This window comes from Rhodococcus koreensis, assembly GCF_017068375.1.
Lineage (GTDB): Bacteria > Actinomycetota > Actinomycetes > Mycobacteriales > Mycobacteriaceae > Rhodococcus_F > Rhodococcus_F koreensis.
Window position 1 is genome coordinate 1,357,017 of record NZ_CP070609.1, and the last position, 13,278, is coordinate 1,370,294.

General features: G+C 69.5%; 13 protein-coding genes and 2 tRNA genes. 3 read left to right on the forward strand and 12 right to left on the reverse strand.

Features of this window, described 5'->3' with window-relative positions; all coding sequences use genetic code 11:
• Positions 1–41 precede the first annotated feature (41 nt).
• From JWS14_RS06250 to JWS14_RS06280, 7 genes are all read right to left on the reverse strand, one after another.
• Positions 42–1,169, reverse strand: a complete 1,128-nt coding sequence (locus JWS14_RS06250; RefSeq protein WP_072946660.1) for an NDMA-dependent alcohol dehydrogenase — start codon at positions 1,167–1,169, stop codon at positions 42–44.
• Positions 1,170–1,279: 110 nt separating this feature from the next.
• Positions 1,280–1,798, reverse strand: coding sequence for a DinB family protein (locus JWS14_RS06255; protein ID WP_206012692.1), 519 nt, complete (start codon positions 1,796–1,798; stop codon positions 1,280–1,282).
• A 37-nt stretch (positions 1,799–1,835) separates the two neighbouring features.
• Positions 1,836–2,318, reverse strand: coding sequence for an adenosine-specific kinase (locus tag JWS14_RS06260; protein ID WP_206012693.1), 483 nt, complete (start codon positions 2,316–2,318; stop codon positions 1,836–1,838).
• A gap of 78 nt (positions 2,319–2,396) precedes the next feature.
• Positions 2,397–3,011, reverse strand: coding sequence for a maleylpyruvate isomerase family mycothiol-dependent enzyme (locus JWS14_RS06265; RefSeq protein WP_206012694.1), 615 nt, complete (start codon positions 3,009–3,011; stop codon positions 2,397–2,399).
• A gap of 61 nt (positions 3,012–3,072) precedes the next feature.
• Positions 3,073–3,146: transfer RNA gene (locus JWS14_RS06270), tRNA-Ile, on the reverse strand.
• Positions 3,147–3,251: 105 nt separating this feature from the next.
• Positions 3,252–4,427 carry an AI-2E family transporter gene (locus JWS14_RS06275; protein WP_072946657.1) on the reverse strand — a complete coding sequence of 392 codons (1,176 nt, stop codon included), beginning with the start codon at positions 4,425–4,427 and terminating at the stop codon, positions 3,252–3,254.
• Positions 4,428–4,551: 124 nt separating this feature from the next.
• A tRNA-Asn gene (locus JWS14_RS06280) sits at positions 4,552–4,624 on the reverse strand.
• Between the two features lie 137 nt (positions 4,625–4,761).
• Here JWS14_RS06280 and JWS14_RS06285 point away from each other — a divergent pair.
• The gene (locus JWS14_RS06285) at positions 4,762–5,010 is read left to right on the forward strand and encodes a hypothetical protein (protein WP_037226505.1); all 249 of its coding nucleotides are present in this window, start codon (positions 4,762–4,764) and stop codon (positions 5,008–5,010) included.
• A gap of 15 nt (positions 5,011–5,025) precedes the next feature.
• Here JWS14_RS06285 and dnaG read toward each other — a convergent pair whose 3' ends face one another.
• The 4 genes from dnaG to JWS14_RS06305 form a co-directional block, all read right to left on the reverse strand.
• Positions 5,026–6,960 carry a DNA primase gene (gene dnaG / locus JWS14_RS06290; RefSeq protein ID WP_095865203.1) on the reverse strand — a complete coding sequence of 645 codons (1,935 nt, stop codon included), beginning with the start codon at positions 6,958–6,960 and terminating at the stop codon, positions 5,026–5,028.
• A gap of 48 nt (positions 6,961–7,008) precedes the next feature.
• The gene (locus tag JWS14_RS06295; RefSeq protein WP_206012695.1) at positions 7,009–8,214 is read right to left on the reverse strand and encodes a lipase family protein; all 1,206 of its coding nucleotides are present in this window, start codon (positions 8,212–8,214) and stop codon (positions 7,009–7,011) included.
• An 86-nt stretch (positions 8,215–8,300) separates the two neighbouring features.
• Positions 8,301–9,599, reverse strand: coding sequence for a deoxyguanosinetriphosphate triphosphohydrolase (locus tag JWS14_RS06300; RefSeq protein WP_072946654.1), 1,299 nt, complete (start codon positions 9,597–9,599; stop codon positions 8,301–8,303).
• A gap of 8 nt (positions 9,600–9,607) precedes the next feature.
• Positions 9,608–10,300, reverse strand: a complete 693-nt coding sequence (locus JWS14_RS06305) for a YdcF family protein (protein ID WP_072946653.1) — start codon at positions 10,298–10,300, stop codon at positions 9,608–9,610.
• Between the two features lie 69 nt (positions 10,301–10,369).
• Between JWS14_RS06305 and JWS14_RS06310 the strand changes: the two genes are divergently transcribed.
• Positions 10,370–12,436 (forward strand): TPM domain-containing protein, encoded by a 2,067-nt coding sequence (locus JWS14_RS06310; RefSeq protein ID WP_206012696.1) that lies wholly within the window; start codon positions 10,370–10,372, stop codon positions 12,434–12,436.
• On the opposite strand, the gene JWS14_RS06315 is transcribed toward JWS14_RS06310, so the two are convergent.
• A complete protein-coding gene (locus JWS14_RS06315) occupies positions 12,414–12,635 on the reverse strand; it encodes a hypothetical protein (protein ID WP_206016311.1) in 222 nt (73 codons plus the stop codon). The genes JWS14_RS06310 and JWS14_RS06315 overlap by 23 nt on opposite strands.
• 10 nt (positions 12,636–12,645) lie before the next feature.
• Here JWS14_RS06315 and JWS14_RS06320 point away from each other — a divergent pair, with 10 nt between their 5' ends.
• Positions 12,646–13,275 carry a hypothetical protein gene (locus JWS14_RS06320; protein WP_241031276.1) on the forward strand — a complete coding sequence of 210 codons (630 nt, stop codon included), beginning with the start codon at positions 12,646–12,648 and terminating at the stop codon, positions 13,273–13,275.
• The last annotated feature ends 3 nt before the right edge of the window (positions 13,276–13,278 follow it).

Below are 13,278 nucleotides of genomic sequence, written 5' to 3' on the forward strand. Positions count from 1 at the left end.
GTCGGCTGCAGCGAGCCGCACCCGCCTGCAGCGGCGAGCCGTCACCAGTCGGCTTCGGTGTACCGGATGACGCCGCGAATGTTCTTGCCGTCGAGCATGTCCTGGTACCCGTCGTTGACCCCTTCGAGGCTGTAGGTGCGGGTGATCATGTCGTCGAGGTTCAACTGCCCCGACTTGTACATGGCCAGTAGGTTCGGGATCTCGACCCGGGCGTTGCCGCCGCCGAAGATGGTGCCCTTCAGGTCCTTCTGCAGCATCGAGAAGAGGAACAGGTTCAACTTGACGTCCATGTCGGTCATCGCGCCCATCGCGGTGACGACGCACGTGCCGAATTTGCTGGTGAGGAGCAGGGCTTCCTCGACGTATTCGCCGTGCATCTCCCCGACCGTGATGATCGTCTTCTGCGCCATCAGCCCGTTGGTGAGTGCGATGATCGGTTCGATCGCGGCGGCGGCGCTCTCGAACGCGTGGGTGGCCCCGAACTTCAGCGCCTGTTCCCGCTTCCACGGCACCGGGTCGATGGCGAAGATCTGACGCGCCCCGGACGCCACCGCGCCCTGCAGCGCGCTCATGCCGACGCCGCCGACACCCATGATGACGACGGATTCGCCCGGCTTCACCTCCGCCATCCGCGTCGCCGAACCCCACCCGGTGGGCACGCCGCAGCCGACGAGAGCGGCGACGTCGAAGGGAATGTCCTTGTCGATCTTCACGACCGACGTCTCGTGCACGACCATGTAGGGCGAGAACGTCCCGAGCAGGCACATGGGGATGACGTTCTCGCCGCGCGCGTGGATGCGGAACGTGCCGTCGCTGATCGCGAGCCCGCTCAGGAGCCCCATGCCGAGGTCGCAGAGATTCTGATGTCCCGCCGAGCACGCCGGACAGCGTCCACAGGCGGGAACGAAGGAGAGCACCACGTGGTCGCCGACTTCGAGATCCTTCACCTCCGGCCCCAGCTTGGTGATGACGCCGGACCCTTCGTGGCCGCCCATCACCGGGAAGGACGCCATGGGCATCGAACCGGTGACGATGTGGTGGTCGGAGTGGCACATTCCGGCGGCTTCCATGCGAATCTGCACCTCGCCCGCAACCGGATCGCCGATCTCGATCTCCTCGACCGACCACGGCTCGTTCAGGCCCCACAGGATCGCACCCTTGGTCTTCATGTGACTCCCAACCCTTCGTTCATGTCTGCGCATCTGCTGATGTGACGATAGACACAAACCGACCGAATTGGAACACGTTCTACCGAATCGGGTCCGGGAATCCGAAACTGTTACCCCGACACGTCGTGGAGGTGATGGATCGGGTCGTGGACGAAATACCTGGCGAGCGTCTCCACCGTGAAGGAGGCGCCGTCGCTCCGCCGCCCGGTCCGCGACCGGAGTTGCGGGTCGACGGCCTCGAAGCCGTCCGCCACCGCGACGCCTGCCGCACGCAGTTCGGCGTCCACGACGGCCGGATCCTGCTCGTTGTATCGCTCGGCGATCGCGGTCTCGTCCTGGTCCCAGTTCGGGAACAGGGGGTCCGTCTGCTCGAGGATGAGCCGGAGCCGGACGTCGAAGATCCGGAACACGTCGCGAACGTGCGCCGCGTATTCGAGGGCCGACCACGTCTGCTCGTCCGGCCGGACCGTCACGTCGGTACGGGTGAGGACCGGCGACCAGGCGTCCACGTTCGCCCGGACCAGAGCGGGAATGTCCTCGTACCGGGTTGCCGCCGAGTCGAACCCGCAGTCGGGGCACGCCCGGTCGAGGACCCAGGTCCAGTTCTTCGTGTCGGGAGTGATCGCCATGCCGGTCATCGTAGAGCGCCAGGCGAATGCCGCTCGCTCAGAGTTTGTACCCGATCGTCCGCAGCAACGCCTTGCGGTCGGCGACGTCGGCGCTGGTCTCCACACCGGCAGGAGGCTGCCCGTCGATCACACCGGCGATGCCCCGGCCGAGTTCCGTCTCGGCCACGATGATTTCGACGGGGTTGGCGGTGGCGCAGAAGATGCCGCACACCTCCGGCACCTGCTTCAGCGTGTTCAGCACGTTCACCGGATAGCCGTCCTCCAGAAACACGAAGAACGAGTGGCCCGCGCCGACGGCGACGGCGTTGCGCGTGGCCAACTCGACGAGACGGTCGTCGTTGCCGGAGCAGCGCACGAGGCGAGGCCCCGACGCCTCGCAGAACGCGACACCGAACCGGAGGTGCGGACTCACCCCCACCAGCGCCTCGTGCACATCCTCGACGGTCTTGATGAAGTGGGACTGCCCGACGATCACGTTCATGTCGTCGGGCTTGTCGATTGCCACGATCTGCAGGTCCACGATGGCCTCCTCGGGTGACTTTCAGTCTGCTCCGCGCCGGCACCGAGAACAACGACGCGGCACGTGCTGCGCCCTCGGTCAGGCGCCGATGTGGGCGGCGAATTTCGACCGGCCGGGGCCGGTGAGGTCGCCGAGTACGTCACGGCGCCCGGCCATCGCCATCAGCAGCGCTTCTCCGCTTCCACTCACCTGCGGTCCCCGGCCGTAGGACCAGTCGAGATCTGTCGCCACCAGCTTCACCCCGCGGGCTCGCCAGGCGCCGCGGATCAGCGGAGCGAACCGCGCGAAGTCCAGCGCCACTCGCAGCCGCCGCGGGGGGATGGTCCGGGGAATCGCAAGGGGCCGCCGGATGTCCTGTTGATGGATCATGCCGTCGACGAGGGCGATCCTCCCACCGAAACCGGCTGGCAGACCGCTGGGTTCGGCGTGAATGCGCTTCAACTCGAGCAGCTGCCCGGGGGTGCGGTCCACGAGGTCGTCGACCCCGAACTCGTTGACCCGGTCCTGCAGGAACCAGCCCTTCGCGAACCGTACGGCCAGACTGCGAAAGTCGAGCTCGTCGTAGCTGATCACGTGCGCGACCACGTCCCGGACCCGCCACCGCTCGCACAGGCTCGGCGACTCCCACTGCTGCGGGGACAGCCCGGCGAGCAGTTCGGCAAATTCTTCCCGTTCCTCGCGCGCCAACTCCATGGTCTTCACACTGCCCGCATCCGGGCCGACTCGAGAAGGCCGGACCGACCGGGGAAGAGGGTGGGGCGGGCGGGGCTCGAACCCGCGACCAATGGATTATGAGTCCACGGCTCTAACCGACTGAGCTACCGCCCCATCACCGCACTACTCGCTGTCGCGGCCTGCCGATGTTACCGTGCGCCCGCCGCGGGCGCGTAGCCGGGACGAGCCCGTCCCGACAGCGCTTTTCGTGGTCGACGCCTACTCGTCCTGGGCATCGCGGCGTTCTTCGTCGCTCGCGGGTTCGCGTTGTTCGACCGAGGTGACCGTCGCCGGGTCGTCGGCGACGAGTTCGTATCGTCGCCCGTACGTTTCGACGAGGGCCTGGATCGCCGCGACCACCGGGACCGACACCAGCGCGCCGACCGGGCCGAACAGCGAGGCGCCCACGATCACCGATCCGAACGCGACCGCGGGGTGGATCGAGACCGTCGCGGACGTGATGCGCGGGTGCAGCACGTAGTTCTCGATCTGCTGGTAGACGGTGCCGAAGACGATCACCCACACGCCGTCCATGGGCTGGGACGCCGCGGCGATGATCGCGGGGAGGGCGATCGCGAGGTAGGTGCCCAGGGTGGGGACGAACTGCGAGACGATGCCGGTCCACAGTGCCAGCGGCAGCCAGTAGGGCACGCCGATCACCACGAGGAAGATGCCGGTGGCGACCGAGCTGATGGCGGCGAGGATGAGCCGCGACACGACGTAGCCGCCGGCCTTCTCGACCGAGATCTCCCAGACCACCGAGATGACCCGCTGTTGCCGCGCCGGAAACCAGCTGGAGATGGTCCGGCGAAGAGCCGGTCCCTGGGCGGACATGTAGAACACGAACAGCAGCAGCGTCAGCATCTGGAAGACGACGCCGAGCAACGAGGACAACACGCCCAGCACTCCGGGCGTGAATCGCTCGGCGAGGTCCCGGACGGTCTCGGGGGTGAGACGGATCAGGTCCTCACCGGTCGCGAAGTCGGTATCGAACACACGATTGGACCAGTCGGTGACGGAGGACAGCGCGCCCGGCAGCGCTTTGAGAAGCTGGGCGAGCTGCTGGGCGAGCAGTGTCCCGAAGACCGCCAGGAATGCGATGGCGAAGACCAACAGTGCCAGCAGCACCAGCCCGGTGGCGAGGCCGCGCCGCAGTCCCCGGCGCTCGAGCCAGTCGACGACCGGTTCGAGGGTGATGCTGAACAGCCACGCGAGAAACAACAGCCCCAGGAATCCGCGCAGGTTGACGAACAGCCACCCCGACAACTGGTAGGCGGCGACGGCCAGCAGGACGTACAGGATCGAGGGCAGCAACCACCGTGGGGCATCGCTCGTGCCGAAACGCCCGCCCGGCCCCGTCGGTGCTGTCTCGCCGCCGTCCTCGCCCTCGCTCATCGCACACCCCGCGGTCGCTTGCTGCCGATACAGCGGGAATGTACTCGCCCGGGACGCGCACCGATCCGAATTGGCCGGGCGCAGCAGAAAACCCCGCCCGGATGAACCGGACGGGGTTTCGATGCTCCCCCGGCTGGACTCGAACCAGCAACCGTCCGATTAACAGTCGGAAGCTCTGCCAATTGAGCTACAGGGGATTATTCTGCTGTGCTTCGCCGTTCCCGGCGATGCGAGAGAAACTGTAGCGCATAGCCCCACCCCAGTACCAAATCGCCTGCCTGTCGATGCATCAGGCAGGATGGGGAAGGTCGTTGTGCGTCGGGAGGAAGCGGGAATGATGCGGTTGTTGATCGGTATCGCTGCTGGGTACGTGCTGGGTACGCGAGCAGGACGTGCGCGCTACGAACAGATCAGCCGGGCCACCAAGGCCGTGGCCACCAGTCCGGCCACGAAGAAGGTGTTGCAGATGTCACGCCAGAAGCTGTCCGACTCGCTGAACACCCAGCCGAAGCTCGAGCCCATGAAGCCGCTCGACGAGGACACGACCATCCTGGTCCCGCAGGACCAGCTCAAGAAGAAGTAGCCGACGACGGCCGGTTCAGCCGGCCATGCCGTCCCGGTTGGTGTCGCCGATCGCCTGATCGAGCAGGCTCCGGCGGTACTGCTCCAGGGCGACGAGGTCGCCGAGCAGCGAGTGGAACTCGTCCGACGCCGTCGCCGGTGAGATGCGCTGCAGCTTGGACTTCAGTTCCGCCACCTGCTCCCCCACCCACACCTCCTGCAGGCGTGCAATGACGCCGGAGATGTATCGCGGGACGGTGTCCTCCTCGGCGGGCAGCGGTTCGACGGCGAGTTCCGACACCAGGGACGCCGCGGTGACGTCCTCGACTCCCCGGCTGACCGCGTCGACCCACTCGCCGCCGCCGAGGCCCGCGCTGGCGCCGCCTGCCGCGATCATCGACTCGCGGATCACGACGTACGTCGCATGCGTGAACGTCTCCACCGGCAGCGAGTCGAACACGGTCCCCGCGATGGCCGGGTACTGCAACGCACCCTTCAGCGCCTCGCGCTGCGCCCACAGCGTCGGATCGTTCGGGCGGGGCCGGGACAGGCCGACCGGCAACTGAGGGGCGTCCTGGTTCTCGTCCCGGGTCGCCTTCTTCTTGGGGGGCGCGGACACCGACCCGCGGGTGGACGCCCGCTTGCGTGCCTCGTCCCGCACCCGTTGCCGGACCGCGGCGATGTCGTCCCAGCCCACCCAGCCGGACAACTGGACGGCGTAGCTGTCACGCAGCGTCGCTTCCTTGATCTGGGCGACCACCGGCACCGTGCGCCGCAGCGCCTCGACCCGGCCCTCCGCGGTCTCGAGGTCGTGCTCGGTGAGGATCGACTTGACCACGAACTCGAACATCGGGGTGCGACGCGCCACCAGGTCGCGGACGGCGGCGTCGCCGGACTTCTGCCGCAGTTCGCACGGGTCCATGCCCTCGGGCGCCACGGCGACGAACGTCTGCCCGGCCATCTTCTGGTCACCCTCGAACGCCTTCATCGCCGCGGCCTGGCCTGCGGCGTCCCCGTCGAACGTGTAGATGATCTCGCCGCGAAAGTAGCTGTCGTCCATCAGCAGTCGCCGCAGCATCGAGAGGTGGTCCTCACCGAACGCGGTGCCGCAGGCGGCGACGGCGGTCTTGACCCCGGCCAGGTGCATCGCCATGACGTCGGTGTATCCCTCGACCACCACCGCCTGATGCCCCTTGGCGATGTCCCGCTTGGCGAGGTCGAGCCCGAACAGCACCTGAGACTTTTTGTACAGCACGGTTTCCGGAGTGTTGACGTATTTGCCGGGCATGGTGTCGTCGTCGAACAACTTGCGGGCGCCGAACCCGATGACGTCGCCGGACAGGTTCCGGATGGGCCAGAGCAGGCGGCGGTGGAAGCGGTCGATGTGACCACGCCGCCCGGCCTTCGACAGGCCCGCGGCCTCGAGTTCCTTGACGTCGAAACCCTTGCCCAGCAGATGCTTCGTGAGGATGTCCCAGCCGTCGGGTGCATACCCGCACCCGAACTGCTGCGCGGCCTGCGCGTCGAAGTTCCGTTCCGTCAGGTAGTCGCGGGCCGCCTGCGCGTCGGGTTCCTGCAGGCGCGCCGAGTAGAACTCCTGCGCGGCCGCGTTGGCCGCGACCAGCCGGGAGCGGGTGCCGCGGTCGCGCTGCACCGACGTGCCGCCGCCCTCGTACGAGATGGTGTAGCTCAGCCGGTCGGCGAGTTGCTCGACGGCCTCGACGAAACTGATGTGGTCGATCTTCTGGAGGAAGGAGTAGACGTCGCCGCCCTCGCCGCACCCGAAGCAGTGATAGTGCCCGTGGTTGGGGCGGACGTGGAACGACGGCGACTTCTCGTCGTGGAACGGGCACAGCCCCTTCATGGAGTCGCCGCCCGCGCGCTTGAGGGAGACGTACTCCCCCACGATGTCCTCGATCCGTGTGCGCTCGCGAATGGCCGCAACGTCACGATCAGGGATTCTGCCAGCCACGCCCGACAGTCTAGGCGCTCCGCCGCGGCCCGAACTTCCGCCTCGGGGTCAGCAGTTCGACGGGGCGGGAATCCCGGCGAATCGGTCGCCGAGGTAGCCGAACGCGGGGCCGGCACCGAGCATGGTGACGGTGCCGTGGTCGGCGCCCGGGATCACGTCGAACTGCACGCGCGCGCCCTGTGAGCAGTACCGGGCGACGGTGTTCTGCACCGGCCCGATGGCGACGAGGGGGTCCGCGCTGCCGTGCCAGACGAACATCGGCGTCCTCGGGACTCCCGGATACAGTTCGACGCTGTTCTCGTCCATCACCGCGCGACCGGACGGGTCGGCGAGGATGCCGGGACCGTTGGTCAGGTCGGGCAGCGACTTCCCCGCACCGGCGCCGAGGATCGAATCGGTGCACATGTTGCTCATCTGCGCCCGCAGGGCGAGTCCGTCGCCGTTGAGGCCGTCCCCGAGCGGTGACCGCGTCGGGTATTCACGCTCGAGCCCGATGGCGGCCGCGAAACCCAGGCCGAACGCCTGCGAGCGCGTGCTGCCCAGACGGTCGGCCAGTTCGCCGATGTTGACAGGGGTGCCGCCCTCGGCGGCGCCCACGATGTTCAGTTCCGGCGCGTAGGTGGGTGCGAGCGCAGCGGCCCAGTTGGTCGCCATGGCGCCACCCGAGTAGCCGGCCAGCCCGACCGGACTGCCACCGAGTCCCGCTTCCGGGAGCCGCTGCGCGGCGCGGACGCCGTCGAGGACGAGCCGGCCGCCGAGTTTCGCGGCCCCGTATGCGCTGGTCGGTCCGAGATGGTCGGGGACGGCGACCGCCCAGCCCCGCGCGAGCAGGGCGTTGAGGGCCGGGGCCTCCTGGAGTCCGCCGGTGAACAGCTGATGCGACGGGGCACACTCGAGCCCGAGCGCGTTGACGAACGGCTGATACGACACCAGCGGCCGGTTCGCGGGAGTGCCGCGGGGCACCAGCACCGTGGTGACGGCGGCGATGGGCGCGCCTGCGGAGTTGGTCGACTTGTACTTGACCTGCCAGGCGTCGGCGGTGGGGAAACCGGTGGCGGCGACCTTGCGGCTCGCCAGCACGTCACCGTCGGCGCGTGCCCCGACGTCGGCGGGTGCACCGTAGAACGGGTCGGGGTCCGCGAACGGGTACACGGGTGCGGCCTGTGCCGCGGGTGGGGCCAGCAGGGCGGCGCCGACCGCCACCGCCAGCGCTGCGGACGTCGAACCGATGATCTTGCGCACTGCAGACTTCATCCGGTCTCCCTGACCATTGGGTGCAAGCTGTCTGTAGTCCTATTCGGAGCACCGCGGCGGGCGGATTGGTCCGACTTCGACGCTCGTCAGCCCCAGCTCGCCTGGGCCCCGAGACTGGACTTGTCGACGCGTTCGAGCCTGCTCTCGGTGTAGGAGGCGATCTGGTCGACGACGACCCGGACCCGTGCCGGGTCGTCGGCCGCGGCGTTCCAGGCCGGAACCAGGATTGGGTCGAGCCCGTCGGGTGCGGTCGCGAGCAGCCATTCGGCGACGCGGTGCACGCGGTCCCGCTGCCGTTCCTGCCGCGCCCGGTGGCCGGCATCGGACATCACGAAGTTCAGTGCGAACGTCTTGAGCAGCGCCACCTCGGACGCGACCACCGGCGGGACCACCAGATCGGCGTCGTACCGGGCGACCGGCTTGTCGCCGTGGACGTCGCGGGTCCCGATGATCGCGGCGGTCGCGAACCGGCCCACCAGTTCGCTGGTGAGGTTCTTCAAGGCGACCGAACTGGTGAGCGTGCCGTCGTAGCTGCCCACCCCGACGACGACCGGCAGAAGGCTCAGCCGTTTCGCGGCCTCGACGAGTTCCTCGACGTCGAGTCCCGCGAACTCCGCGGCGCCGAACTCGGCGAGCGCCCGCTGGTCCACCGGATCGGCCAGCGCACGCAGGTCGATGCGCCCGTCGATCACCCCGTCCTCGACGTCGTGCACGGAGTAGGCGACGTCGTCGGCCCAGTCCATGACCTGCGCCTCGAGACACTGGTGACCGTCCGGGGCACCCTCGCGGATCCACGCGAGCACCTCGGCGTCGTCGTCGTAGGCCCCGAACTTCGCGCCCGGGCGCGGCCGGATCCACGGGTACTTGATCGCCGCGTCCAGCGACGCCCGGGTCAGGTTGAGCCCGGCGCTACGTCCGTCGGGGTAGAGCACCTTCGGTTCGAGGTTTGTCAGGATGCGCAGATTCTGGGCGTTGCCCTCGAACCCGCCGCAGCTTTCCGCGACCTCGTCGAGGGCCTTCTCGCCGTTGTGACCGTACGGCGGGTGACCGATGTCGTGTGCGAGGCCGGCGAGGTCGACCAGATCGGGATCGCAGCCGAGACCGTCGGCGATCCCGCGGCCGATCTGTGCCACCTCGATCGAGTGCGTCAACCGCGTTCGCGGGGTGTCCCCGTCCCGGGGGCCCACCACCTGGGTCTTGTCGGCGAGCCTGCGCAGCGCCGCCGAATGCTGGACGCGCGCGCGGTCACGGGAGAAGACGGACCGGTGCTGGGCGGCCGCGATCTGGCTGCCCGGGATCCCGGCCCGTTTCGGTGCCTCGCGAACCCGCCGGGCGACGTCGTGCGCGGAGTACACCTCGCCGAGGGGTGTCGTGTGTGGAGTCATCGAAACGCCTACTGTCCCGCCGTGTAGGGGAAGTCCGCCGAGAAGTGGGTGAGCTGATACCAGATCAACGCCCCTGTCTCCCGGGCGATTCCGTGCAACTGCGATTCGCGGGTGAACACCGCGGGCCCCTGCCGGGTGGGCGCCGTCCACGCCTCGAGGCCGGCGTCGCGGGCCATCGTCCGGGTCCGCAGCGAATGCCACGGGTCGCTGACGAGGACCGCCGAATCGATGCCCTGCGCACCCATCGCCTCACTCACCGCCTCGATGCTGAGCAGGGTGTCGGACCCCTCCTCGACGGCGGTGATGCTGTCGGCGGGGACACCGCGCGAGACCAGGTAGTTCTTCCCGGACGCCGCCTCGGTGTACTCGTCGCCCTCCTGCTTGCCGCCCACCGTGATGACCTCCGGGGCCACCCCGCGCTCGTACAGCTTGTACGCCTGCTCGAGCCTGGCCTCGAACACGGACGACGGCGTTCCCGAGTACTGGGCGGCGCCGAGCACCACGATCGCGTCGGCCGTCGACGTGTCGTCGATCCGCGCGACCTGCCACACCCGGACCGCGGTGCCGAACACCAGGGCCGCCGCGAGGAGAACGACGCCGGCGATGATCCGGCGGGTCCACCGGGCCAGCGTGCCTGCGAACCCCAGACGCGCAGGACGGCGCGGGAGGTCGTGGCGTTCACGGCTCGGTGCAGAATTCACTCCCTGATTCTGCCAGCTGTCGCCGAACTGTCCCGATGACGACTCGCCACACCCGATAGATTTGCTGCCATGCCACTCGCACCGCGCCTCGAGCAGACGCCGTCGTCCCACCCCAGACTCCCCTTCCCCGGCACCCGGCGGTTCGCCGCCCTCGGCGCCGTCTCCGCACTCCTGACGCTCGTGGCGATCCTGTTCTCCCCCGCGATCGCGTCGGCGGACGCACCGTTCCGTCTGCCCGGCCAGATCACGGACACCGTCGGGGTGCTCGACGCGGACCAGCAGAGCGACGTCCAGGCCGCGATCGATCAGCTCTACGACGATCACAAGGTGCGGTTGTGGGTGGTCTACGTTCCCGACTTCAACGGTCTCGGCGCCGGACCGTGGGCGGATCAGACGGCGCAGGCGTCGTCCCTCGGCGATCGTGACGCACTGCTCGCGGTCGCGACGGTCGACCGTGAGTACGCCCTCATCGCACCGGACGGTCTGTCCGAGATCACCAGCGACGAAGCCGAGTCGATCCGGGTGGACGCGGTGGAACCCGCCCTGCGCGAGGAGGACTGGGCCGGCGCCGCGATTGCCGCGGCGGGCGGGCTCGGCGACGCGATGAGTCCGGGCGGCGGTATGTCGGTGCGCACACTGCTGATCGGCGGCGGCGTCGTCGTCGTCGTGGGCGCGGGCGGGGTCGTGCTGTATTCGCGGAAGAAGAAGCACGACCGGTCCCGGGCCGGCGTCGAGGCGGCGCGCAGCATCAGCCCCGAGGACACGGCCGCCCTGACGGCGCTGCCGTTGCCGACCCTCGACGAGCGCGCCAAGGAGGTGCTCGTCGAGACGGACGACGCGCTGCGCACGAGCCAGGAGGAACTCGAACTGGCCCGCGGCGAATTCGGCGAGCAGGCCACCGCCGCGTTCACGGCGGCGTTCGACACGGCGAAGTCCACCCTCGCGGCGGCGTTCACCGTGCGTCAGCGGCTCGACGACGCGATCCCCGAGACCCCGCAGCAGCAGCGGGAAATGCTCATCGACATCATCACCTCGTGCGGGCGCGCGGACCGCGAACTCAACGAGAAGGTCCAGGAGTTCGACGGTTTGCGGGACCTGCTGATCAACGCCCCCGACCGGCTCGACGCGCTCACCCGCGACATGGTTGCGCTGACCGTGCGCATCCCCGACTCCACCCGGACCCTCGCCACCCTGCAGACCGAATTCCCGGCCGCCGCACTCGCTTCCGTCGCCCACAACGTGACGATGGCGGAGGAACGGCTCGCGTACGCCGAGAAGGCCGTAACGGAGGGCCGGGACGCCGTCGCCCTGCCACCGGGCAAGCAGGGACCGGCGGTGTCGGCGATCCGCGGCGCCGAGGGCGCCCTCGAACAGGCCCGGATCCTGCTCGACGCCGTCGATCACGCCGCGGAGGACATCCGGCACGCCATCGCCACGCTGCCTGCCGCGATCACCGACGTGGAGGCGGGGATCGCGGCCGCGGCCCAGTTCACCGAGCAGGGTGGGGACCGGCTCGCGGCGGCGCGCACCGCGGCCGAGGCCGCGCTGGCGGCGGCCCGGACCGCCGCGGACACCGACCCGCTCGGCAGCTTCACCCAGATCGTGAAGGCCGACGCGGAACTCGACGCGGTCCTCGCCGAGGCGCAGGAATCACGGCAGCAGGCCGAGCGTGCACAGCAGCGTCTCGAGCAGGACCTCGTGGCCGCGCAGTCGCAGGTCACGGCAGCATCGGACTTCATCGGCACCCGCCGCGGCGCGGTGGGAGCGGAGGCCAGGACCCGCCTGACGGAGGCACAGCGGCACCTGGCAGGGGCCCAGCAGTTGCGCACCACCGACGCCTCCCGCGCGCTGCAGCACGCCCAGGCCGCCGCGAGCCTGGCCGCCGACGCGCTGCGGCTGGCGCAGAACGACGTGAGCCGCTGGGAGTCCCGTCAGCGCCCCGGGCTCGGTGCCGGCGGCGGGAATGCCACCGGCGCGATCCTCGGGGGCATCCTGATCGACAGCATCCTGCGCGGCGGATTCAGCGGCGGCGGCAACTGGGGTAGCCGCGGCTCCGGCGGCGGCCGCGGCAGCGGTCCCCGTTCGTTCGGCGGGCCGAGCAGTTCGGGCCGGATCAGCGGGGGCGGCCGATTCTGACGTCCTCCCGAGCATTCGTCGCACTCGCCTGCGTCGCGGCCACCTGCTGCGGCGTCCTGTCGGGCTGCGCGGGCGGGCGAGACGCCGGGGACGAGCCGGCGATCCCGCTGTCGGCGGAGGCGTACCGCAGCCGCGAGGACGACGCGGCGGGCGGCCGGATCCACGTGCGGATCGCGAATACCGGCGGCGCGCCCGTCACCGTGACATCCGTGGCGCTGGACAGCCCGGGCTTCGAGGCGGCGCCCGAAACCGGGCGGGTCGTCGAACTCGGCCCCGGCAACCGGATCGACGTCGAGGCCCAGTACGGCACCGTCCGCTGCGACACCCGACCGGAACCGGCGGACGCCGTGATCGGGGTCACCGGTCAGGGCGCGTCGCCCGTGCGGGTGCCGCTCGCCACCCCGTACGACGTCCTCGGCCGCATCCACGACGGAGATTGCGCCGCAGAGGAACTGGCGCGGGCCGTCCCGGTGACACTGATCCCGGCGGCGACGCCGCCGGAGCCGGCAGCGCCCCTCCCCGCTCAGCTCCTCGTGAGCCGGGGAACAGCGTCGGGTGACGTCCGGGTCGACGAAATCGGCGGCAGCGTCCTGTACGCCCTGCGCGGGGCGCTGCCCGCCACCATGCGGGCGGACGAGTACCGGCTGAGCATCGACATCACGATCGACGCGGCACGCTGCGACCCGCACGCACTCGCGGAATCGAAGAAGCCCTTCGTCTTTCCGCTGTGGATCGCGGTCGGCTCTTCGGCACCGGAATACTCGCGTATCCCGGTGTCCGAGGAAAACCGGCGAATCCTGACGAACTATCTGACCACCACCTGCGACGCGCGCAGGTGACCG

Excerpts from the sequence above, each read along its gene's own strand:
- JWS14_RS06255 (WP_206012692.1), bottom strand. The coding sequence starts at position 1,798 with ATGGCGATCACTCCCGACACGAAGAACTGGACCTGGGTCCTCGACCGG.
- JWS14_RS06285 (WP_037226505.1), top strand. The coding sequence starts at position 4,762 with ATGATGCGGTTGTTGATCGGTATCGCTGCTGGGTACGTGCTGGGTACG.
- JWS14_RS06295 (WP_206012695.1), bottom strand. The coding sequence starts at position 8,214 with ATGAAGTCTGCAGTGCGCAAGATCATCGGTTCGACGTCCGCAGCGCTG.
- JWS14_RS06275 (WP_072946657.1), bottom strand. The coding sequence starts at position 4,427 with ATGAGCGAGGGCGAGGACGGCGGCGAGACAGCACCGACGGGGCCGGGC.
- JWS14_RS06310 (WP_206012696.1), top strand. The coding sequence starts at position 10,370 with ATGCCACTCGCACCGCGCCTCGAGCAGACGCCGTCGTCCCACCCCAGA.
- JWS14_RS06250 (WP_072946660.1), bottom strand. The coding sequence starts at position 1,169 with ATGAAGACCAAGGGTGCGATCCTGTGGGGCCTGAACGAGCCGTGGTCG.
- JWS14_RS06265 (WP_206012694.1), bottom strand. The coding sequence starts at position 3,011 with ATGGAGTTGGCGCGCGAGGAACGGGAAGAATTTGCCGAACTGCTCGCC.
- JWS14_RS06300 (WP_072946654.1), bottom strand. The coding sequence starts at position 9,599 with ATGACTCCACACACGACACCCCTCGGCGAGGTGTACTCCGCGCACGAC.